The sequence below is a fragment of the Nonomuraea fuscirosea genome (assembly GCF_003001935.1).
GTDB classification, from domain to species: domain Bacteria; phylum Actinomycetota; class Actinomycetes; order Streptosporangiales; family Streptosporangiaceae; genus Nonomuraea; species Nonomuraea fuscirosea.
In genome coordinates this window covers 222,242-243,060 of sequence record NZ_PVNG01000001.1, presented here as the reverse complement: position 1 = coordinate 243,060, position 20,819 = coordinate 222,242, and the positions used below count along the sequence as shown (strand labels likewise).

Sequence of the window (20,819 nt, the reverse complement as noted above, 5' to 3'; positions counted from 1 at the left end):
CGCGCTTTGCTTGCCAACGACATACTATCGATATATCTTTGACGCATCGAGAACAGATCGCGATATAGGAGGAAGTAATGGTTCATCACATGGCAGCAGGGTCACCCTGGCCCGGCGCACATGACTACAAGCGCGCGGCCCGCGAGGCGATTCAGGCCATGGCCGACGCCTTCGAGCAGTTCGGCGGCCACCACCACGGCGGTCCGCACGGCGGGCCCCACGAGCGCCGCCAGCGCGGCAGGAGAGGCGGGCCCGGCCCGTTCGACTTCGGGCGCGGCGGTCCGTTCGGGCCGGGAGGCCCGTTCGGTCCCGGCGGCGGCCCGTGGGGCGGCGGCCACCGAGGCTGGGGCGGCAGGGGCCGCAAGGCCAAGCGGGGCGACGTGCGCGCCGCGATCCTGGCCCTGCTCTCCGAGCAGCCGCGCAACGGCTACCAGATCATCCAGGAGATCGCCGAGCGCAGCGAGGGCGGCTGGAAGCCCAGCCCCGGCGCCGTCTACCCGGCGCTCCAGCAGCTCACGGACGAGGGCCTGGTCATCTCGGAGGAGAACGAGGGCCGCAAGACCTTCCGCCTGACCGAGGAGGGCCGCAACTACATCGAGGCGCACGCCGACGAGGTCCGCGCCCCCTGGGACGAGATGCGTCCGGACATCGACGACAACACTGCTGATCTCTGGCATATCGCTCGACAGTCGGCATTCGCCATGATGCAGGTTCTTCAGACCGGAAACGACGCACAAATCCGCGAAGCGCGTAAGACTCTGGTAGAGACCCGGCGCAAGCTCTACCAGATCCTGGCCGACGGCGACCCGGGCGAGGAGTGAGCGACCGCACGGGAGGACGAGGAGCCTAGGCATGGACAGCAGCGAACTCCGCATCGGCGACGCCGAGCGCGAGCAGACCATGGCCGCCCTGCGTGAGCACTTCGCGCAGGGCCGCCTGACCCACGAAGAACTCGACGAGCGCCTCGACCGGTCGCTGGCCGCCAAGACGGCCGGCGACCTGGCCCAGGTGACCGCCGACCTGCCGGGCCATCAGCCCGCCTACCGCGAGAAGGCGGCCCCGTACGAGACGCCGGGCTCCCCCTACGGGGCGGGCGACTGGCGGGCGGCGATGCACGCCCACCGGCAGCAGATGCGGGCCATGCACGACACGCACCGCGAGATGCACCGTGCCGCCTGGCAGGCCCGGCGCGAGATGCGCTGGCGCGGCCCGATGCGCGGCCCGACGCAGGGGCCCATGAGAAGAGGACACGGACCCCACCCGCTGGTGCCCGTGCTGTTCGTGCTCATGGTGCTCGGGCTGATCTTCGGCGGCTTCGGGGTGTTCAAGGCACTGCTGGTGGTGTGGCTGGGGGCGCTGCTGTTCTCCCTGGTGCGCCGTCGTTTCCACCATCGCGGCTGACGGCCCTCCCCCCGATCGTTTTGGGCCTTGACCCGGTCAAAGGCGCACCTGATGATCTGGGCGGGTCTTCGACGCGAAGGGGAAATCCGCATGACCGAGCAGGGCACTCCGGTCCGCCAGACGAATCCGTTCGCCGCCGTCGCGGACGCCGACGGCCTCGTCCTGGACGTGCCGGAGTACCAGGCCCGGTTCGAACGCGACCACGCGGCCTGCACGGAGCCGATGTGGAAGCTGGAGCGCGCGCAGGTCTTCTACGAGCCCGACGTGGCGAGCTGGCGGGCCATGATGGACGGCGACTGGGGGCGGTCGCTGGCGCTGATCGAGCGGGTGGCCGGGCCGCTGGCCGACTACTTCCGGCACCGCCAGCCGGTCAGACGGGTACGCGTGGTGGAGTTACCCGTCACCGCCTACCTGCAATGGGAGATGCACATCCTGGCGCTGCGCGCGCGGGCGGGCTCCCCCTGCCGGACGGTGCCGGCCGAGCGGGTCGCCGCCCTCGATCCCCTGCCCGAGCTGGTGATCTTCTCTCCGTCCCTCATGTACGAGGTCCTCTACGACCGGCACGGCGGAGGCAGCGGCGGCCGGCGGATCACCGACGCGGAGGTCGTCGGCCCCTGCCTGCGGGCGGTGCGGGGGCTGTTCGACGAGGGCGAGGAGGTGGACGCCTTCCACGAGCGCGAGGTCGTGCCGCTGCCCCCACCGGTGATCACCGACGAGATGCGGGCGGCGCTGCCCGCCTACGCGCACCGTACCGAGGAGTTCAGGGTCTGACCGCGTGACCGCCGAAGAGGGGGCGCTCCCGACAGGAGCGCCCCCTCTTCGGCGTTGACACGGTTCGGTCAAGGTCGCATCCGTTGACCCAGATGTTGCAGTGTGACATTGTACTGCTTCAAGACAGCACGTCACCTGCGGAAACATACGCACCATGAGATAGAGGTGCCTGTGAAATCACTGTCCACACCCCGCCGGACTGGTGATCGCCGCCGCCGCGCTCCTGAGTCTCACGCTCGCGGGCTGCAACTCCGACGTCTCCCAGGTCTACTCCTCCAGCGCCCCGCCCAGCGGCAAGACGGGCCCGGTGCGCATCGCCCTGCTGGCCTCCTCCAGCCAGAACGGCTTCAACAAGGCCGTGTACGACGGCGCCGTGGCCAGGGCCAAGGAGTACGGCGACGTCGAGGTGACCATCTTCGACGGCAAGTTCGACAGCCAGACCCAGTTCAACCAGGTCCAGAACGTCGCCAGTCAGGGCACCTACGACGGCATCGTGCTGGTGCCCAACGACAACGTCGGCATCGCGGCCGCGATCCCGGCCGCGGCCCGCGCCAAGATCCCGGTCGCCACCACGCTCTTCCCCGTCGGGCCCAAGCTGACGGAGCTGAAGCCCCAGGTCGAGGGCATCGTGTCCACGGTCGCTGCGGACACGGAGGCCAACTCCAAGAAGCTCGCGGAAGGCGCGGTGAAGTACTGCGAGGGCAAGGACCCGTGCCGGGTCGCGATCCTCATCGGCCAGCTCCAGTTCCCGTTCGACAACCTGCGCAACAAGGCCTACCGCTCGGTCCTGGACGGGCACCCCAACATCAAGGTGGTGGCCACGGGCCAGGGCAACTACGACCGCGACACCTCGCTGAAGGCCATGCAGAACATCCTCCAGGCCAACCCGAAGCTCGACGTGCTGCTGTCCAACGCCGACCAGCAGACCATCGGCGCCCAGGTGGCGCTGGAGAGCGCCGGCGTCGACCTGACCAAGATGTACGTGACGGGCGGCGGCGGCAACCAGGAGGCCATCAAGCAGGTCCGCGCCGGCAAGTGGGCGGCCGACCAGGTGGACTTCCCCAACAGCATGGGCAAGGCCGCGCTCGAGCAGGTGGTCAACGCGGTGCGCGGCCGGCCGGTCACGCCGGTCATCGACGCCAACACGCTGGGCCCCGTACCGGTGATCGTCACCAAGGAGATCCTCGGCGAGCACCCCGACTTCACGGGCGAGTGGGCCGATTGATGGAGGGCGCGACCCCGGCGGCGGCCGTGACCGTCCGCGACCTGTCCGTCCGCTTCGGCTCCACCCAGGCGCTCGACTCGGTGTCGGTGTCCCTCGCCGAGGGCGAGGTGCACGGCCTGGTCGGCGAGAACGGCGCCGGCAAGTCCACGCTCGGCAAGGTCGTCGGCGGGCTCTACCAGCCGGACTCCGGCGAGCTCGAGGTGTTCGGCCGGCCGGTGCACCGCTGGGACACCAGGCGGGCCCAGGACGCCGGCGTCGTGATCATCGCCCAGGAACTGTGCCTGGTCCCGGCCCTGACCGTGGCGGAGAACGTGTTCCTCGGCCGGGAGAGCCGCACGTTCGGCGTGCTGCACGCGAACCTGCGCGCCCGCTACCGGAAGCTGGAGGAGATCTGCGGCTTCGGGCTCCCGCCCGACGCGCCGGTCGAGACGCTGCCGATCGCCGATCAGCAGAAGGTCGAGATCATGCGGGCTCTGGCCCGCGAGGCGCGCGTCATCGTGATGGACGAGCCGACGTCGTCGCTGACCGCCGACGAGAGCGAACGCCTGCACGAGATCATGCGCTGGCTGCGCGAGCGCGGCACCACCGTCGTCTACGTCACCCACTTCCTGGACGACGTGCTCGCCAACTGCGACCGCGTCACGGTCATGCGGGACGGCCGGGTGATCAGGACCGCCGAGGCCGCCGCGGAGACCAAGGCCGGCCTGGTCGAGGCGATGCTCGGCGAGCCCGTCGACGTGCTCCTGCCCGACCTGCCCCCGGCGCCGCCCCCGGACACGGAGCCGGTGGCCGAGATGCGCGACGTCCGCGGCGACGCCGTCAGGGGCGTGTCCCTGCGGGTCCGCCCGGGAGAGATCGTCGGGCTGGCCGGGCTGGTCGGCAGCGGGCGCACGGAGATCGCCAGAGCCCTGTTCGGCTGCGACCGGATCGAGTCGGGGCAGGTGCTGTTCCGCGGCGAGCCGGTCACGGACGCCTCGCCGCGGGCGTCGATCGCCCGCGGCATGGCCATGATCCCCGAGGACCGCCGCGCCCAGGGCCTGGTGCTGCAGCGCCCGGTCCTGGAGAACGTCACCCTGCCGCACCTGGGCCGCTTCTCCCGCTCCGGGGTGCTGTCGCGCGGGAGCGAGCGCGCCGCGGTGCGCGAACTGGTCGAACGCCTCGGCGTCCGCCCGGCCGCGCTCGACGGCGACGTGTCGGTCTACTCCGGCGGCAACCAGCAGAAGGTGCTCTTCGCCAAATGGCTGCTGGGCCGGCCGGAGTTCCTCATCCTCGACGAGCCCACCAGGGGCGTGGACGTGGGCGCCAAGTCCCGCATCTACCAGCTCATCGTGGAGGTCGCCGCGGCCGGCACCGGCATCCTGCTCATCTCCTCCGAACTGGAGGAGGTGATCGGCCTCAGCCACCGGGTGCACCTCGTCCGCGGCGGCGCGGTCGTCGGCGAGGTGCCAGGACCGGGGACGTCCGTGGACGAGGTCCTGCAGCGCCTCTTCGAGGTCGGGCAGCCCCAGCAGTCACCGTCAGCCGACGAAACGGAAACCGGAGGAAGGCCATGACCGCCACCGCATCGGCGCGAGCGGGATCCGGCGTCAACGTGCCGGCCCTGGTCCGCCACTACGCCGTCCTGATCATGCTCGTGGCGCTGTTCGTGGTGCTGAGCGTGTCGACGTCGTCGTTCCTCACTCTCACGAACCTGCTCAACATCCTCAACCAGAACGCCCCGCTGGCGATCATCGCGGTGGCCGGGACGCTGGTCGTCATCTGCGGCGGCTTCGACCTGTCCACCGGGGCGATCTTCAGCGTGGCGAACGTGGTGGCCGCCTGGGTGGCGCTGCACCTGAACAGCCCCGTGCTCGGCCTGATCGCCGCGCCGCTGGCCGGCGCCGCGCTGGGCCTGGTGAACGGGGTGGCGATCACCCGGTTGCGGATCCACTCGTTCCTCGCGACGCTCGCCTCCAGCCTCGTGTACGCCGGGCTGGCGGTACTCATCACCGGCGGGTTCCTGATCAGCGTCCAGGCCACCGGCTTCACCGCGCTCGGGCGCGGCGGGATCGGCCCGGTCTACTACGCGATCGTCATCCTGGCCCTCTTCGCCCTGCTGTCCGGATTCCTGCTGAACCGCACGGCGTTCGGCAGGTACGTCCTGTCCGTCGGCGGCAACGCCGAAGCCGCCGAGCTGTCCGGCATCCGGGTGAACCGGATCAAGCTCTACACATTCCTCTACAGCGGCCTGGCCGCCGGCATCGCGGCCGCCATCGGGGTGTCGCGGATCGGCACCGGGCAGCCCCAGGCCGGCGACGGCATGCAACTGCTCGCCATCGCGGCGGTCATCCTCGGCGGCACGAGCATCTACGGCGGCGTCGGCGCGATCTGGCGCTCGGTCTGCGGCGTGTACCTGCTGGCGCTGATCGACAACGGGTTCGACATCCTCAACGCGAACCCGTTCTTCAAGGATCTGACGACCGGCGTGGTCATCCTGGCCGCGGTCGCCCTCAGCGTGGCGAGCAAGCGCCGATGATCGAGCTGTCGGTCCTGGTGCTGCCCGACCGCGATCCCGCCGCCTTCGTCGCCGACGTACGGGCCGCGGAGGCGCTGGGCGTGCGCACCGTGTGGACCTACGACCACCTGAGCGGCGGCCGGCTGGAGATCGGCGTCGGAGCCGGCGCGGAGGGCGCGGACGCCGCCGTGCTCGGCGACCCGCCGCGCTCGCGGGCGGAGCGGGCCGGCCGCTTCGCGGAGTGGCTGGGGCTGCTCGACCACCTGCTCACCCACGACGTCAGCACCGTACGCGGCCCGCGTTACAGCGCCGTCGAAGCCCGGCAGATGCCCGGCTGCCTCCAGCGCCCGCGCGTGCCGCTGACCGTGGCCGCGACAGGACCCCGCGCGATGGCGCTGGCCGCCCGGCACGGCCAGGCCTGGGTGACCTACGGCGCCTACCGCCGGCAGGACGAGCCGGAGGGCTGGTTCGCCGCGCTGGAGGAGCAGGGGCGCGGGCTGGACGCGGCGCTCGACGCCGCCGGCCGGCCGCGCGCGGCGCCGCGCCGGATCGCGCAGGTGGCGCTGGACATGACCTGGCCGTTCGAGAGCCCGGACCGCTACGCCGACTTCGCCGGCCGGCTGCGTGACGCGGGCTTCCACGAGCTCACCCTGCACTGGCCGCGACCGGACGACGCGAGGGGGATGCCGTCCGGAGCTCTGGACCTCGTCGCGGCCACACACCAATCATCCAGAAGGGCATCCAGGAAGGCGGAACGATGAGCAGGCTTGCGATCGACGTCGGCGGAACGTTCACCGACGTGGTGGAGCTGAACCCCGGGACGGGCGCGCTCAGCTTCGGCAAGGTCCCGACCACGCCGGACGCGCCGGCCCGCGGCGTCATGGACGCCTTCGGCCTGGCCGGGTCCGGCACGCCGGCCATCACGATGTTCACGCACGGCACCACGCTGGGGCTGAACGCGCTGCTCACCAGGACGGGAGCGCGCACCGCCGTCATCGGGACGAAGGGGTTCCGTGACGTCTACCTGCTCGGGCGCACCGACCGCAGGACGAACTACGACATCACCTACAGGAAACCGCCCGCGCTGCTGGACCGCTACGACACCTTCGAGGTGAACGAGCGGTGCCGGTTCGACGGGAGCGTGCACACGCCGTTCGACGCCGAGGACGCCCGCCGGGTGGCCGCCGTCGTCGCCGAACGCGGGTACGGCTCGGTCGCGGTGGCGTTCCTGCACGCGTACGCCAATCCGGAGCACGAGCTGCGCATGCGCGAGGTGCTGGCCGAGGTCGCGCCCGAGGTGGCGGTCACGCTGTCGCACGAGTTGTCCAGGGAGTACCGCGAGTACGAGCGGACCAGCACCGCCGTGCTGGACGCGTACGTCAAGCCGATCGTGCACCGCTACCTGCGCGAACTGGAGGGCGAGCTGGCCGCCGGCGGCTTTCGCGGGCGGTTCCTGATGACCCGCTCCGGCGGCGGCGCGATGACCGCGCAGGCGGCCCGCGAGCAGCCGGTGAGCCTCATCCTGTCCGGCCCGGCGGGCGGCGTGATCGGCGCGGCGGCGCTGTCCAGACTGCTGGACGAGCCCAACCTGATCACCATCGACATGGGCGGCACCAGCCTCGACGCCTCGCTGATCCTCGACCACGAGCCGGTGCTCTACCAGGGCGCGGAGTTCGAGGGGCTGCCGATCAACACCCCGTCGCTCTACATCCACACCATCGGCGCCGGCGGCGGGTCGATCGCCTGGCTGGACGAGGCGGACGCGCTGCAGGTCGGCCCGCAGAGCGCGGGCGCGGCGCCGGGACCGGCCTCGTACGGCAGGGGCGGCACCGCGCCGACGTTCACCGACGCCGCCCTCGTGCTGGGTCATCTCGGCTCGGACAGCCCGCTGGGCGGCAAGCTCGCCCTGGACCGCGAGCTGGCCGACAAGGCGCTGCAGCCCATCGCCACCCGGCTCGGCCTGGCCACCGAGGCGCTGGCCCGCGGCGTCGTGCAGATCTCCACGATGAAGATCATGGGCGCCGTCCGCGCGATCACGGTGGAGCTCGGGCGCGACCCGAAGGACTTCGCGCTGCTGTCCTTCGGCGGCGGAGGCGGCCTGGTGGCCGTCGAGGTGGCCAGGGAGCTGGGCATCTCGACCGTGATCGTGCCGCCGGGGCAGGGCGCGTTCTCCGCGTTCGGCATGCTGCTGGCGGACGTGCAGCACGACTTCGCCCGCACCGCCGTCACGCCGCTGGCCACGCTCGACGCGGCCGACGCCGACGCCGTCTACCGGGAGATGGAGGCGGCGGCGGTCGAGCAGCTGGAGTCGGAGGGCTTCGGGCCGGACCGGCGCGCGCTGACGCGCACGCTCGACGTCCGCTACCAGGGGCAGGAGCACTCGGTCACGGTCGCCTTCCCCGATGACCCGGCCACGTTCGCCGCCGCCGTGGCCTCCGCCTTCGCCGAGCTGCACGAGCGGCAGTACGGCCACACGATGGACGACCCGGTCGAGGTCACGACCCTGCGGCTGCGCGCCACCGGCACGGTCGACAAACCGGAGCTGCCGACCGTGGCGGAACGATCGTCCGGCGAGCCGCGGCCGGCCGGGACCCGGCGGGTCTACCTGTCACCGGACGAGCCGGCCGTCGAGTACCGCGTCTACACGCGCGAGGAACTGCTGGCGGGCGACCGCGTCGCGGGACCGGCGGTGATCACCGAGCACACGGCCACGTCCGTCATCCACGCCGGCGACAGCCTGCGCGTCGGCCGGTACGGCGAACTGGTCATTTCCGTGAACGACAGGACCGGGGGACAGCAGTGAGCGGCACCACGCACTCCACCAGCACCGACGCGATCACCACCGACTCCATCACGACCGAGATCATCCGGCACGGCCTGCTCGCCGCCGCCGACGAGATGGCCCGCAACCTGTGCCGCACCGCCTACAACACGGTGGTGTACGAGATCCACGACTACGGCATCGGCATCCACGACGCCCAGGGCGACGTGGTGGCCGACGCGCCGGGCATCGCGGTGTTCACCCGCGGCAACGACCACGGCATCAAGCGGGCGATCGAGTTCCTCGGCCGCGACGCGCTGGAGCCCGGCGACGTCTTCATCCTCAACTATCCGTACTGGGCCTCGGCCCACACCCTGGATCCGCTGGTCTTCGCGCCCATCCACCACGAGGACGAGCTCATCGGGTTCGCCTCCTGCCGGATCCACGTGCTGGACCTGAAGCAGAAGGACCCCGGATACGTCCTGGACTCCACCGACATGTACCAGGAGGGCCTGTTCTTCCCCTGCTCCCGGCTCTACCGGCGCGGGGTGCAGAACGACGACGTGTTCAACATCGTCCGGTTCAACAGCCGGATGCCGGAGCGCACGATCGGCGACATCCAGGCGCAGGTCTCCGCGTGCGTGACCGGCGTGCGGCGGACTCAGCAGATCGCCGCCAAGTACGGCGCCGGCGTGCTGGGCGCCGCGATGGACGCCATCAACGACCACGGCGAGCGGCTGGCCCGGCTGGCCCTGGCCAAGCTGCCGAAGGGCACCTGGTCGGCGCACGACTTCGTGGACAGCGACGGCGTGGACGCCGACCGCCTGATCAAGATGAACGTCACGGTGACCATCGGCGACGACGAGATGGTGATCGACTGGACCGGCAGCGAGCGCGACGTCAAAGGGCCGATCAACCTGCCCGTCGGCCAGACGGAGGCGTTCTGCAGCCTCGTCTTCAAGGCGCTGACCACGCCGGACACCCCCGTCGTGGCGGGCAACTTCCGCCCGCTGCGGGTGGTCACCGAGCCGGGGTCCGTGATGCACGCCGTGCCGCCGATGCCGACGTTCACGCTGTGGACCGGCCTGCTCGGCGGCGAGGTCGTGCTCAAGGCGCTGGCCCAGGGCATGCCCGACCGCGTGCCCGCCTGCTCGGGCGGCGACGTGTGCTCGATGATGGGCCTCGGCGTCAACCCGCGCACCGGCGAGGCGTGGCTGGAGGCCACCAACGAGGCCGTCGGCTTCGGCGGGCACGCGGGCGGCGACGGCGAGGACGGCATCATGCACCTGTCGGAGCCCGGCTGCCGCAACAACCCGGTGGAGGTGCTGGAGACCAAGTCGCCGATGTTCATCGAGTCGTACGGCTACCGCCCCGACAGCGGCGGCCCCGGCCGGCATCGCGGCGGCGTCGGCGTCGGCCGTACGTACCGCTTCACCGCCCCCTCGACCGGCATCTGCCTGGTCTACAAGACCAGGACCCGGCCGTGGGCCATCGGCGACGGGATGCCCGGCGAGAGCAACCACGTCATCCTCAACCCCGGCACCGGCCGCGAGGTGGTGCAGGGCGGCAGCTACAACCGGCTGGACGCGGACGAGGTGCTGGTCAACAACACCGGCGGCGGGGGCGGCTACGGCGACCCGTTCGAGCGCGAGCCGGTCCGGGTGGCCGCGGACGTGCGCAACGGGTTCGTCAGCGTGGCGGCGGCGGCCCGCGACTACGGCGTCTCGGTGGACCCGGTCACGTTCGAGGTGGACGCCGAGGCCACCGGGCGGCTGCGCGCCGGTCGCTGAGGGCACGCGCGGGCGCGAGAGGCGGGCCGGTCACTGGGGGCGTCCCAGGACCGGCCCTCCTCAGCAGGTCTCCAGCTGGGCGCAGGCGACGAAGTGGCCAGGATCGGCCTCGGCCAGGCCGCCCGTGCCGCCCTTCAGGTGGTAGAGGCAGGTCTCCACGGGCACGGCGTCGTCCCAGGTCTCGTGCAGGCGGGGCACGGCCGACAGCAGCTCGCGCGTGTAGGGGTGCAGCGGGTCGCCGAAGACGCGCTCGGTCGGCCCCATCTCCGCCACGCTCCCCCGGCGCAGCACCACCGTGCGCTCGGCCAGGTAGGTGCCGAGGGACAGGTCGTGCGTGATGTAGAGCACGCTCAGGCCCCTGACCTTCAGCTCGGCCAGCAGGTTGAGCACGTCGATGCGGGTGGAGGCGTCGAGCATGCTGGTGATCTCGTCGGCGACCAGCAGCTTGATGTCCAGCAGCAGCGCGCGGGCGATGAGCAGGCGCTGGAGCTGGCCGCCGCTGAGCTGGTGCGGATACTTGCCGAGCACCTGCCCGGGGTTGAGCCGCACGTCGCGCAGCGACTCCTCGACCTTGGCCGCCCACTCCGGCCCGGGGACGGACGGGTAGTACGCCTCCTTGATCATGGTGAACACCCGGTCGGCCTTGAACACGGGGTTGAAGGAGCTGAACGGGTCCTGGAAGATGCCCTGGACCCGCCGGTAGTACTCCTTGCCCGCGCGCACGGGCAGCCCGTCGAAGGTGATGGAGCCGCTGGTGACCGGGTTCAGGCCGAGGATCATCCGGCCGATGGTGCTCTTGCCGCTGCCGCTCTCGCCGATCAGGGAGACGACCTCGCCGGGGACGACCTCGAAGCTCACCCCCCGCACGGCCGCGACGCTCTTGCCGCCGAAGGCGCCGATCCGGAATTCCTTGGTGACGTCGTCGAGTCTCAGCATCAGGCCTTCCAGCAGGCTACGTGGTGGTCGGGGGCGAGCTCGGCCACCGGCGGCTCCTGCGCGCACTCCTCGCCCGCGATCGGGCAGCGGTCGCGGAACCGGCAGCCGGCGGGCGGGTCGAGCAGCGACGGCGGGCTGCCGGCGATGCCTTCCAGCCTGCGCTCGGTGTAGCGGACGCCGACCTCGGGCAGGGATTCGAGCAGCAGCCGCGTGTACGGGTGCCGCGGCGCCTTGACGATCACGTCGGCCGGGGCCTTCTCGGCGAGCTTGCCCGCGTACATGACCATGATCGTGTCGGCGATGTGGTGGGTGAGGGCGAGGTCGTGGGTGACGAAGATCATGCTCTTGACGTAGCCGCTGTCGCGGAAGCCGAGCAGGGCGCGGGCCACCGCCTTCTGCGTGGAGACGTCGAGCGCGGAGGTGACCTCGTCGGCGATCAGCAGGGACGGGTCGAGCAGCGTCGAGATGACCATCACCATGCGCTGCTTCATGCCGCCCGACAGCTCGATCGGGTAGCGGTCGAGCACCTCGCGGGGCAGGCCGACCTGGTCCATCCGGCGCTCCAGCTCGGCCGTGTCCAGCGCGGTGCCCCGCGATCTGAGCAGCTCGGTGACCATCCTGCGGATCTTGCGGGTGGGGTTGAGCGCGCTCATGGCGTACTGCGGGATGAGGGAGACCTCGCGGAAGCGGTAGTCGTTCATCCGGCGGTCGTCGTCGATCGGCAGCTCGTGGCCGTCGAGCGTGACCGTGCCGCCCACGCGGCGCATGCGGCCGTCCATGCGGATGAGCGACTTGCCCAGCGTGCTCTTGCCGCAGCCGGACTCGCCGACCAGGCCGAGTATCTCGCCGTCGCGGAGCTCGAAGGTCATGCCGTCGAGGGCGCGCACATCCCCCTTGAGCGTCCTGTAGTACACCCTCAGCTCGCTGACCTGCAGACTCATGTCTCCCTCAGTTTCGGGTTGAAGACCTCGTCGAGCCCGACGTTGGCCACGTACAGGGCGCCCACGATGGCGGTGATCGCCGCTCCCGGCGGCACGAACCACCACCACATGCCGAGCTGGAGCGCGCTCCACTGGTTGGCGTTCTGCAACATCAGGCCGAGCGAGACCCCCTCGGTGGGGCCGAGGCCGATGAAGTCCAGCGAGGAGGCGATGAGCACGGATCCGCCGAACAGCAGGATGAACGTCATGAACAGGTAGGAGCTCATGTTCGGCGCGATCTCCTTGGCAATGATCTTGCCGGTGCCGGAGCCGCTCATCCTGGCCAGGTCCACGAACTCGCGCGTACGCAGCGAGAACGTCTGCGCCCTGATCGCTCGCGCCGCCCACGGCCACTGCGTCAGCCCGATGAACAGGCCCTGCACGGCCACGCTGCGGATGCCCAGGTAGGCGTTGATGATCAGCAACACGGCCAGCGTCGGGATGACCAGGATGACGTTGGTCAGCATGTTGAGCACCTCGTCCACGATCCCGCCGCGGTAGCCGGCCACGAAGCCGACGAACATGCCGATGACCGCCGCGATGCCGCCGCCGATCACGCCCACCACGAACGTGCTGCGCAGCCCGTGCACGAACTGCAGGAACACGTCCTGACCGAACGTGGTGGTGCCGAACCAGTGCTCGCCCGAAGGCGGGCTCATCGGCCGGGTGCCGTAGTCGTTGGGCACGCCCGCGAACAGCAGCGGGCCGAACAGGCCGAGCAGGAGCAGCACGAGCACGATCCCGAACCCGGCCATCAGCTTGCCGTTGCGCACCGCGAAGTAGAGCGCCTCGCGGCGCACCCCCGCAGGCTCGCGCGGGGCGGCTTCCTGGATCGTGGTCATGCCTGCGCACCCGCCATTCCCGCCCTGGTCCGCGGATCGACCACGACGTAGACGATGTCGATGATGAAGTTGGCGATCAGCACGCCGAGCACGATGAACAGGAACGTGCCCTGCAACAGGAAGAAGTCCTTGTTCTGGATGGCCTTGAGGATCAGGCTGCCGAGACCCGGATAGGCGAAGACGATCTCGGTGACCAGCGCCCCCGCGACCAGCACGCCCAGTTGCAGGGCCAGGCCGGTGATCTGGGGCAGGACGGCGTTGCGGAAGGCGTACCTGCGGATGAGCCGGCTCGGCGCGCCGAGCGCGGACAGGTAGCTGGAGTAGTCCGACTCCAGCTCATAGATGATCATGTTCCGCATGCCGATGGCCCAGCCGCCCAGCGCCACCAGGAACAGCGACAGGAACGGCAGCGCCCAGTGGTGCAGCAGGTCCAGCACGAACGTCCACGACCAGTTGGGCCGCATCGAGAAGCTGTAGCCGCCGGCCACCGGGAACCAGCCGAGGAGCACACCGAACCCCCAGGCCAGCAGCACGGCCAGCCACATGTACGGCATCGCCGTCAGCACGTAGCCCACCGGCAGGACGGTGTTGTCGAGCAGCTTGCGGCGGGCGGCGTACGCGCCGAACCGGTTGCCCACCACCCAGCTCAGCAGCACCGAGGGGATGATCAGCGCCAGCGTGTACGGCACCGCCTGAGTGATCACGTCAGTGACCGGCGTCGGGAAGAGCCAGATGCTGATCCCGAAGTCCCCGTGCGCGAGCGCGCCCCAGAAGTTGACGTACTGCTGCCACAGCGGCTGGTCCAGGCCGAACAGGTTGCTGTAGTAGGCCCGCATGGCCTCGACGGCCTGCGCGTTGGTGACGTTGGCCCGCGCGACCATGCTGGCGATCGGGTCGCCCGGCATGAAGCGCGGGATCATCCAGTTGACCGTGACGGCGACGAAGAAGGTCAGCCCATAGATGAGGAGTTTTCTACCGAAATAACGACGCACGTGTCTCTGTCTCCGGGAGGGGCCCTCCGCCCCGGGTCCCAGTGGCGGGTCCCAGCGGCGGGTCCCAGTGGCGGGCCAGGGGCGGAGGGCCGGAGGGTTCGTCCGGTCAGGTCGTCACGAGCCGGAGGGCTGCAGCTGGGTGAGCGTCTCGAATCCGCCCAGTTCCAGCCAGTTGCGCCACATCACGGCACCGGTCTTGGGCGCGCCGCCTTCGGCGGACGGCCAGTTCTTCCACACGCTGGTGCTGGACTGGGCCCACAGGCCGTTGTACCAGAGCGGGATGATCGGCATGTCGTCGAGGTGGATCTGCTGCAGTTCCGAGATGATCTTCTGCATGCCGGCGGTGTCGTCGGTCTTGACCTGGTCGAGCTGCTCGACGAGGTCCCACGCCTTCTTGTTCTCGTAGCGGGCGAAGTTGACCGTGTTCTGCTGCTTCTGGATCGGCAGCTGGAACATGTACTCGTAGTAGGTGTACGGGGAGTTCGACAGCTGCCGCTCGTTGTTGATCAGCAGGTCGAAGTCGCCCTTGGCACGCCGCTCGACCAGGGCGTTGAAGTCGGGGAAGTCGGGCGTGATCTGGATGCCGACGGTCTTGGCGCTTGCGGAGATCGACCGGGCCGACTCCATCCAGTCGGTCCAGCCCGACGGGACGATGAGGCTCAGGCTGATCTTGGAGCCGTCCTTGTTCTCGACGTACCCGTCGCCGTCGCCGTCCTTGTAGCCCGCCTCCGCCAGCAGCTTCTTGGCCTTGGCCGCGTCGAAGGTGAAGCCGGACGAGGAGACCACGCTCTGGTCCACGTACTTGTCCCACTGGGGCAGCAGGCCGGTCGGGCTGGCCGCCTTGACCAGGTTGCCGTACACGCCTTCGACGATCTTCTTGACGTCCACGGACGCGGCCAGCGCCTTACGGAAGGCCGGGTCGTCCATCGGCTTCTTGGTGGTGTTGGGCACCAGCCAGGCGGTGTTGGCCGAGAGCATGTAAGGCGGCTCGTTGTAGTACGTGGTCAGCCCGAAGTTGCCCTGCACCAGGTTGGCCACGCCTGGCAGGAAGTTGTTGCTGAGGTCGAGCCCCTTCTGCAGCAGCATGCCCATCGCGACCTCGTTGCTCGGGGTGGCGATGTCGACGATGTAGCGCGGCTTGGGCTCCATGCCGAGCGTCGTCTTGCCCCACCAGTCGTCGCGCCGCTGCAGCACCACGCGGTCCTGATCCTTGCTGAGGAACTTGTACGAGCCCGTGCCCACCGGGTTCTCGTTGGTGCCGTCGAGCACCTCCTTCTCCGAGCGGCCCTTCCAGATGTGCTCGGGGACGATGGAGCGGCTGTAGAGCATGAAGTCCCACTGCTGGTAGTTCGCCGTGGAGAAGGTGAACTTCACCGTCTGATCGTCGGTGGCCTCGACCGACTTCAGCCAGTTCCACAGGTGGTGGTACGGGATCGTCTCCATCTTGCCGAGCTCGAAGGAGAAGGCGACGTCCTTGGCGGTGAAGGGCTGGCCGTCGGACCACTTGATGCCCGGGCGGAGCTTGACCTCGTACGTGGTGTCGTCGGTCCAGGCGCCGCTTGCCGCCAGCCACGGGCTCAGCTTGGCCGCGGTGGTGTCGTAGTGGAACAGCGTCTCGTACACCAGGCCCTTGGTGCCGACGGCCGAGTCCCATTCCCTGATGGGGTTGAAGTTGGGCGGCGGCCCCCACTGCGTGCCCGTGGTGTAGAGCGTCTCGTTGCGCGGCAGCTGGTCGGGGTTGGTCACCGCGCCCTGGCTGCTCTGCGGCTGGGAGGCCGGCGGGGTCGGCGTGGATCCGCCGCCGGTGCAGCCCGCGGCGAGCAGGCCCGCCGCCACGAGCGGAATCAAGATCCGAGCCCGGTTACGCATCGCTTCTCTCCTTCCTCCGCGCACGGCGCGAAGGTTCGCACGTCTGGCTAGACACCCCGATGGGACGACCTCCGCCGGCCGCTCTGGGAGCGCTCCCAAGGCTGAGGCGAAAGCCGGTGAGCGATCATTTCTCGGTCGATGGATGAGGACTTAGGAATCCGCTGAACCGGATAAGTACCGCGAACGTAAATTCCCCGTGACCACGCCGTCAAGAGCCGTGACGTTTTCGAGACGTGCTCCCGCAAACGCTCTCACCGGCCGGGATCCCCTCTGTACAGGCACGATGCGGAACGGCCCGATTGACCGGTTCAACTCTCGGCGATCTTGCCAACCGCGCGCGGGGGTCCGCCGTCCTACTCCTGTCACATTCGCCAGAAAGGACTCAATGGTGAGACTTGTCCCCACAGCCGTCGCCACGCTCGTGGCGATGGCGACGCTCGGCGCCGCGCCCGCCCAGGCCGCGGCCCCCCGCCTGAAGATCGCTGAGATCTTCTACGACTCCCCGGGGGCCGACAGCCGCTCCACCGGCTCGCTGAACGCCGAGTACGTCACCCTGCTCAACACCACCAAGAGGACACTGAAGCTCAAGGGGTGGAGCGTGCGGGACAAGACGGGTTCCACCTACACGTTCATGGCCGGCGTCGTTCTGAAGGCCAGGAAGCGGATCACCCTCCGCTCCGGCCGGGGCACGGACGGGAGCGGCCCGGGCGGCCGCATCGTGCACTGGAACCGCGACCGGTACGTGTGGAACAACGACCAGGACACCGCCTACGTCCGCGACCCCAAGGGCAGGCTCGTCGACTCGTGCTCCTACAAGGCCAGCACCGGGTCCGCCTCCGTCGGCTGCTGACCACACCGCCGCCCGCGGGACTTTCCACGGGCGGCGGCCGGCTGCGGCGAGGCGGTCACACCAACCGGGTGACCTTGCCGGTGTCGAGCGAGTAGTACCCGCCCACGATCTTGAGTTTCCGGCGGGCGACGCGCGGGGCGAGCAGTTCGCCGGCCTTGAGGTCGGCCACGACCATGGTGGTGTTGATCCGGATCATCCGGTCCACGTCTCCGCGGGCGCGCTCATAGGCCGGTCGCAGGTCGTCGACGATGCGTTGCAGGTGGCCGGGAAGCTTGGCGCCCTTCTTGAGGGCATGGGCGGCGGCGGTGACCGCGCCGCAGCGCTGGTGGCCGAGCACCATGATCAGAGGCGTGTCCAGTTCGGCGGGGCCGTACTCGACGGCGCCGGCGACGAGGGGGTCGATGGTCTGGGCGGCGCTGCGTACGGTGAGGATGTCACCGATCCCCACGTCGAAGACGATCTCCGGGGGGACGCGGGAGTCGATGCAGGAGACGACCACCGCGTACGGTTCCTGCTTCCTGGCGGCCTCCGCGCGCCGGCCGAGGTCCTGGTGGGGGTGGGTGGAGGCGTCGGCGGCCCAGCGGCGGTTGCCCTCGCGCAGCTTCGCCCACGCCTCGTCGGGGGTGGCGGGCCGGCGCGCGGAGGGTCGTGCGAGGCCGCGCGCCGGCCCGCCGTCTAACAGGACCCCTCCGGCGACCAGTCCAGCGGCGAGCAGTACTGCCCGGCGGTCAACGATCTTCTCAGACATGGGATCCAGTATGCCGTATACCAAATAGGGCCTTGATCGCCGGGGTGCCTCATCGATGAGGGTGACGCCGGCGGCCGGGCAGACCGACTGGTTCTTGCTGACCGCCACGCAGGGAGCGGCCGGCACGACCACGTCCCCGTTGTTCTGGACGATCAGCCGGTGCCCTGCCTGCGCGACCGAGATGCCGTCGGACGCGGCGCCCGAGACGATCTGCGGCACCCCGCCCGGCACGCTCACGTTGGTGGTGGCCTGGGCCGGCCCGGTCACCGCCATGAGCGCGGCGGCCGGCGCCGCGCCCGCGGTGAGCTGGAGAGGACGTCAGAGCCAGCCCATGCGCTGGGCCGTGCGAATGGCCTCCAGCCGGTTCTGGGCGTTGAGCTTGGTCATGGCGCTGGACAGGTAGTTGCGCACGGTGCCCTCGGTCAGGTGCAGCTCGGCGGCGATCCTGGAGATCGCGGCCCCGTCGCCGGCCAGGCGCAGCGCGTCGCGCTCGCGCTCGGTCAGCGGGCTGTCGCCGGCCGCCATCGCGGCGGCGGCCAGCTCCGCGTCCAGGTAGCGGCCGCCCGCCTGGACCTTGCGGATGGCCATCGCCAGCTCCTCCGCCGAGGCGTCCTTGCCGAGGAAGCCGCTGACGCCCGCCGCCATGGCCCGGCGCAGATAACCGGGACGGCCCAGGCTCGTCAGGATGACAATCTTGCACTGGGAGCTGATCCGCTCGGCCGCGCTGAGCCCGTCCATGCCCGGCATCTCGATGTCGAGCACGGCCACGTCGGGCCGGTGTTCCGCGACGGCGGCCACGACCTCGTCGCCCCGGCCCACCTGGGCCACGACCTCGATGCCGTCCTCCAGGTCGAGCAGGGCGGCGATGGCCCCGCGGATCAGGTGCTCGTCGTCGGCCAGCAGCACGCGCGTGATCATGCCGGCACCGCCGCCCTGAGCCGGTAGCGGCCGTCCGCGGTCGGCTCGGCCTCCAGGGTGCCGCCCGCCGCGCGTATCCGCTGCGCCAGCCCGGCCAGGCCGTTGGGCGCGTGTTCGCCCGCGGGCCCGCTCACGCCGTCGTTCGACATCTCCAGCACCCCATCCTCGATCGTGATCGTGCAGCGTTCTGCCCTGCTGTGCTTGAGGACGTTGGTCACGCCCTCGCGGACGACGGTGGCCAGCAGCGTCCGCGTCTCCGGCGGCAGTTCGCCGGTGTCGGCGCGCACGGTGCAGCGCACGTCGGCCGCCTCCAGCACCGCGCGTACGCTGGCCAGGACCTCGTCCAGGTCGATGGCCCGGTAGTTCTGCACGACGGCGCGCACCTCGCGCAGGGACCGCCTGGCCAGGTCGCGCACCTCGAACATCTCGGCCGCGGCCGCCTCGCGGTCGGTGGCGAGCGCCCTTTCCGCCCGCTCGGTCCGCTGGGCGACGTCGGTGAGGCTCTGGCCGAGCAGGTCGTTCAGGTCGCGGGCGAAGCGCAGCCGCTCCTCCGAGACCGCCAGCCTGGCCAGCGCCTCCTCACCCTCGTGCGCCTCGGTGGTCAGGCGCCAGAGCGCCAGGTTGGCCCACACCACGGCCAGGCAGATCGCGGTGAGCACGGCCTGGACCAGCATCAGCAGGGAGATGATCCACCCGCCGATCCACCACACGAACAGGTTGGCCACCGCGATCGAGGCGAGCGCCACGACGAGGGTCACGCGCTTGCGGACGAAGGGCGCGAGCAGCGCCACCCAGGTGGGGATCGCCCAGATCTGCGCGAAGACGGTCAGCAGCACCAGCGCGAGCACCCCGCTGACCGCCAGCACGGCGGTGGGCCGCCTGCCGCCCTGCACCGCGACCCGGAACGGCCGGGTGCTGAGCACGTTGAAGGCGAGCAGCACGGCGACGCCGGCCAGCACCGCGAGCGGCGGCGTGCCCTGCTGCCAGTTGAGGTAGAAGCCGTAGTAGCCGACCAGGGGGAAGATCAGGATGACGTCCGTGCAGTAGACGATCAGCCAGCGGACCCTGGTCAGCTTGGACGGGTTCCTGATCCGGTCCCACGCCTTCACGCCGGCACCGCCGCGCGCAGCAGGAACTCCCCGTCCCGCGTGGGTTCGGCGGAGAACGAGCCGCCGGCCGTGACCAGCCGCTCGGACAGGCCGCGCAGGCCGTTGCCGGGCGTGGCGGGCCGCTCCCCCACTCCGTCGTTGACCATCTCCAGCACGCCTCCGTCGATCCTGATCGCGCACCGCGTGGCCGCGCTGTGCTTGAGGACGTTCGTGCCGCCCTCGCGCACCGCCCACGCCAGCAGCGTCCTGGCGTCCGGCGACAGGTCGTCGAGCCGGGTCTCGATCACGCAGCTCGCGCCCGCCGCCTCCAGCGCGGTGCGCACGCTCGCGAGCTCCTCCTCCAGGTCGAGCGTCTGGTAGTCGTGCACCGCCTGCTGCACCTCGAACAGCGACCGGCCGGCCAGCCTGCGCACCATGGCCATCTCGGCCGCGGCGCGGTCGACAGCCTCGGCGGCGTCCTTGGTGGCGAGCTTGGCGGCCAGTTCGCTCTTCAGCGTGATGACCGACAGGCTGCGCCCGAGCAGGTCGTGCAGGTCACGGGCGAAGCGCAGCCGCTCTTCGGCCACGGCCAGCCTGGCCCTGGCCTCCCGGCTCTTGTGCGCGTCCCTGATCACCCACCAGAGCCAGCGCCACACCAGCATGCCGAGGACCATGATCGTGCAGTTGAAGACCTCGACGGCCAGCACGCCCGGCCACGCCTGCCGGCTCTGCGCGACGTAGGAGGACATGAGCAGGACCACGGTCACCGCGAGCAGCGCCGTCGGCCACGGCCGCAGATAGAGCGCGGCCAGCGTCACCCACAGCAGCGGCACGTCCACCCACGTCGTCGTCATGTCGCCCGTGTGCGGCAGCAGCGGCACCAGGCCGAACGCGCACGCCGCACTGACCAGCAGCAACGGCGACGGCTTGGGCCGGTGCTCGAAGGCCCGCCGCATCAGGAGGGGGAAGAGGGCGAAGAAGCCGGCCAGCAGGAGGATGGCGAACGCCGTCCTCAGCGGCGGCAGCTCTCCCTGGACGGTCGCCAGGACGCTCCAGGTCGTGTACATGAGGAACACCAACGCCATCGAGGCGTCCATCCAGTACAGCAGGAGCTTCTTCGCGGTCTCCGGACGTGTCGCCATCACGCCCTCCCC

At 70.4% G+C, this 20,819-nt stretch carries 19 protein-coding genes; 10 read left to right on the top strand and 9 right to left on the bottom strand.

Annotated elements, in window-relative coordinates; translation table 11 throughout:
* Positions 1 to 89: 89 nt before the first annotated feature.
* The 9 genes from B0I32_RS01090 to B0I32_RS01050 all read left to right on the top strand — a co-directional run bounded on the left by B0I32_RS01090 (position 90) and on the right by B0I32_RS01050 (position 10,442).
* On the top strand, positions 90 to 821 hold the full coding sequence (locus tag B0I32_RS01090; protein WP_106234135.1) for a PadR family transcriptional regulator: 732 nt from the start codon (positions 90 to 92) through the stop codon (positions 819 to 821).
* 31 nt (positions 822 to 852) lie between these two features.
* Positions 853 to 1,401 (top strand): DUF1707 SHOCT-like domain-containing protein, encoded by a 549-nt coding sequence (locus tag B0I32_RS01085; protein ID WP_106234133.1) that lies wholly within the window; start codon positions 853 to 855, stop codon positions 1,399 to 1,401.
* A gap of 90 nt (positions 1,402 to 1,491) precedes the next feature.
* On the top strand, positions 1,492 to 2,172 hold the full coding sequence (locus B0I32_RS01080; protein ID WP_106234131.1) for a DUF6879 family protein: 681 nt from the start codon (positions 1,492 to 1,494) through the stop codon (positions 2,170 to 2,172).
* Between the two features lie 202 nt (positions 2,173 to 2,374).
* Entirely contained in the window at positions 2,375 to 3,397 is a 1,023-nt protein-coding gene (locus B0I32_RS01075; protein ID WP_181306890.1) for a sugar ABC transporter substrate-binding protein, read from the top strand.
* A complete protein-coding gene (locus B0I32_RS01070; RefSeq protein ID WP_106234128.1) occupies positions 3,397 to 4,950 on the top strand; it encodes a sugar ABC transporter ATP-binding protein in 1,554 nt (517 codons plus the stop codon). Before B0I32_RS01075 ends, B0I32_RS01070 begins: the two co-directional genes overlap by 1 nt.
* Complete coding sequence (locus B0I32_RS01065) at positions 4,947 to 5,912, top strand: ABC transporter permease (RefSeq protein WP_106234126.1); 966 nt, start codon at positions 4,947 to 4,949, stop codon at positions 5,910 to 5,912. Before B0I32_RS01070 ends, B0I32_RS01065 begins: the two co-directional genes overlap by 4 nt.
* Complete coding sequence (locus B0I32_RS01060; protein WP_106234125.1) at positions 5,909 to 6,652, top strand: LLM class flavin-dependent oxidoreductase; 744 nt, start codon at positions 5,909 to 5,911, stop codon at positions 6,650 to 6,652. The genes B0I32_RS01065 and B0I32_RS01060 overlap by 4 nt, the downstream gene beginning before the upstream one ends.
* Positions 6,649 to 8,694: a hydantoinase/oxoprolinase family protein gene (locus B0I32_RS01055; protein WP_106234123.1), complete on the top strand. Its 2,046-nt coding sequence runs from the start codon at positions 6,649 to 6,651 to the stop codon at positions 8,692 to 8,694. Before B0I32_RS01060 ends, B0I32_RS01055 begins: the two co-directional genes overlap by 4 nt.
* Positions 8,691 to 10,442, top strand: a complete 1,752-nt coding sequence (locus B0I32_RS01050) for a hydantoinase B/oxoprolinase family protein (protein WP_219911582.1) — start codon at positions 8,691 to 8,693, stop codon at positions 10,440 to 10,442. Before B0I32_RS01055 ends, B0I32_RS01050 begins: the two co-directional genes overlap by 4 nt.
* Before the next feature lie 60 nt (positions 10,443 to 10,502).
* Here the strand turns inward: B0I32_RS01050 and B0I32_RS01045 are convergent, their stop codons facing one another.
* From B0I32_RS01045 to B0I32_RS01025, 5 genes are all read right to left on the bottom strand, one after another.
* Positions 10,503 to 11,378, bottom strand: a complete 876-nt coding sequence (locus B0I32_RS01045; protein WP_106234121.1) for an ABC transporter ATP-binding protein — start codon at positions 11,376 to 11,378, stop codon at positions 10,503 to 10,505.
* On the bottom strand, positions 11,378 to 12,319 hold the full coding sequence (locus B0I32_RS01040) for an ABC transporter ATP-binding protein (protein WP_106234120.1): 942 nt from the start codon (positions 12,317 to 12,319) through the stop codon (positions 11,378 to 11,380). The genes B0I32_RS01045 and B0I32_RS01040 overlap by 1 nt, the downstream gene beginning before the upstream one ends.
* On the bottom strand, positions 12,316 to 13,200 hold the full coding sequence (locus B0I32_RS01035; protein ID WP_106234118.1) for an ABC transporter permease: 885 nt from the start codon (positions 13,198 to 13,200) through the stop codon (positions 12,316 to 12,318). The genes B0I32_RS01040 and B0I32_RS01035 overlap by 4 nt, the downstream gene beginning before the upstream one ends.
* The gene (locus B0I32_RS01030) at positions 13,197 to 14,192 is read right to left on the bottom strand and encodes an ABC transporter permease (protein WP_106234116.1); all 996 of its coding nucleotides are present in this window, start codon (positions 14,190 to 14,192) and stop codon (positions 13,197 to 13,199) included. Before B0I32_RS01030 ends, B0I32_RS01035 begins: the two co-directional genes overlap by 4 nt.
* Before the next feature lie 114 nt (positions 14,193 to 14,306).
* Positions 14,307 to 16,061 (bottom strand): ABC transporter substrate-binding protein, encoded by a 1,755-nt coding sequence (locus tag B0I32_RS01025; RefSeq protein ID WP_106234115.1) that lies wholly within the window; start codon positions 16,059 to 16,061, stop codon positions 14,307 to 14,309.
* A 385-nt stretch (positions 16,062 to 16,446) separates the two neighbouring features.
* Between B0I32_RS01025 and B0I32_RS01020 the strand changes: the two genes are divergently transcribed.
* Positions 16,447 to 16,911 (top strand): lamin tail domain-containing protein, encoded by a 465-nt coding sequence (locus B0I32_RS01020; protein ID WP_106234113.1) that lies wholly within the window; start codon positions 16,447 to 16,449, stop codon positions 16,909 to 16,911.
* A 55-nt stretch (positions 16,912 to 16,966) separates the two neighbouring features.
* Here the strand turns inward: B0I32_RS01020 and B0I32_RS01015 are convergent, their stop codons facing one another.
* From B0I32_RS01015 to B0I32_RS01000, 4 genes are read right to left on the bottom strand one after another with little or no spacing between them, the layout of a single operon-like run.
* Positions 16,967 to 17,926: a carbonic anhydrase gene (locus B0I32_RS01015; RefSeq protein ID WP_219911581.1), complete on the bottom strand. Its 960-nt coding sequence runs from the start codon at positions 17,924 to 17,926 to the stop codon at positions 16,967 to 16,969.
* A 51-nt stretch (positions 17,927 to 17,977) separates the two neighbouring features.
* A complete protein-coding gene (locus B0I32_RS01010; protein WP_106234111.1) occupies positions 17,978 to 18,577 on the bottom strand; it encodes a response regulator transcription factor in 600 nt (199 codons plus the stop codon).
* Entirely contained in the window at positions 18,574 to 19,686 is a 1,113-nt protein-coding gene (locus B0I32_RS01005) for a sensor histidine kinase (RefSeq protein WP_106234110.1), read from the bottom strand. Before B0I32_RS01005 ends, B0I32_RS01010 begins: the two co-directional genes overlap by 4 nt.
* Positions 19,683 to 20,807 carry a sensor histidine kinase gene (locus tag B0I32_RS01000; RefSeq protein WP_106234108.1) on the bottom strand — a complete coding sequence of 375 codons (1,125 nt, stop codon included), beginning with the start codon at positions 20,805 to 20,807 and terminating at the stop codon, positions 19,683 to 19,685. Before B0I32_RS01000 ends, B0I32_RS01005 begins: the two co-directional genes overlap by 4 nt.
* Positions 20,808 to 20,819: the final 12 nt, after the last annotated feature.

Coding starts and splice junctions, on each gene's coding strand:
- B0I32_RS01000 (WP_106234108.1), bottom strand. CDS start 20,807: ATGGCGACACGTCCGGAGACCGCGAAGAAGCTCCTGCTGTACTGGATG.
- B0I32_RS01070 (WP_106234128.1), top strand. CDS start 3,397: ATGGAGGGCGCGACCCCGGCGGCGGCCGTGACCGTCCGCGACCTGTCC.
- B0I32_RS01025 (WP_106234115.1), bottom strand. CDS start 16,061: ATGCGTAACCGGGCTCGGATCTTGATTCCGCTCGTGGCGGCGGGCCTG.
- B0I32_RS01090 (WP_106234135.1), top strand. CDS start 90: ATGGCAGCAGGGTCACCCTGGCCCGGCGCACATGACTACAAGCGCGCG.
- B0I32_RS01060 (WP_106234125.1), top strand. CDS start 5,909: ATGATCGAGCTGTCGGTCCTGGTGCTGCCCGACCGCGATCCCGCCGCC.
- B0I32_RS01085 (WP_106234133.1), top strand. CDS start 853: ATGGACAGCAGCGAACTCCGCATCGGCGACGCCGAGCGCGAGCAGACC.
- B0I32_RS01010 (WP_106234111.1), bottom strand. CDS start 18,577: ATGATCACGCGCGTGCTGCTGGCCGACGACGAGCACCTGATCCGCGGG.
- B0I32_RS01035 (WP_106234118.1), bottom strand. CDS start 13,200: ATGACCACGATCCAGGAAGCCGCCCCGCGCGAGCCTGCGGGGGTGCGC.
- B0I32_RS01040 (WP_106234120.1), bottom strand. CDS start 12,319: ATGAGTCTGCAGGTCAGCGAGCTGAGGGTGTACTACAGGACGCTCAAG.
- B0I32_RS01080 (WP_106234131.1), top strand. CDS start 1,492: ATGACCGAGCAGGGCACTCCGGTCCGCCAGACGAATCCGTTCGCCGCC.
- B0I32_RS01065 (WP_106234126.1), top strand. CDS start 4,947: ATGACCGCCACCGCATCGGCGCGAGCGGGATCCGGCGTCAACGTGCCG.
- B0I32_RS01020 (WP_106234113.1), top strand. CDS start 16,447: ATGGTGAGACTTGTCCCCACAGCCGTCGCCACGCTCGTGGCGATGGCG.
- B0I32_RS01055 (WP_106234123.1), top strand. CDS start 6,649: ATGAGCAGGCTTGCGATCGACGTCGGCGGAACGTTCACCGACGTGGTG.
- B0I32_RS01045 (WP_106234121.1), bottom strand. CDS start 11,378: ATGCTGAGACTCGACGACGTCACCAAGGAATTCCGGATCGGCGCCTTC.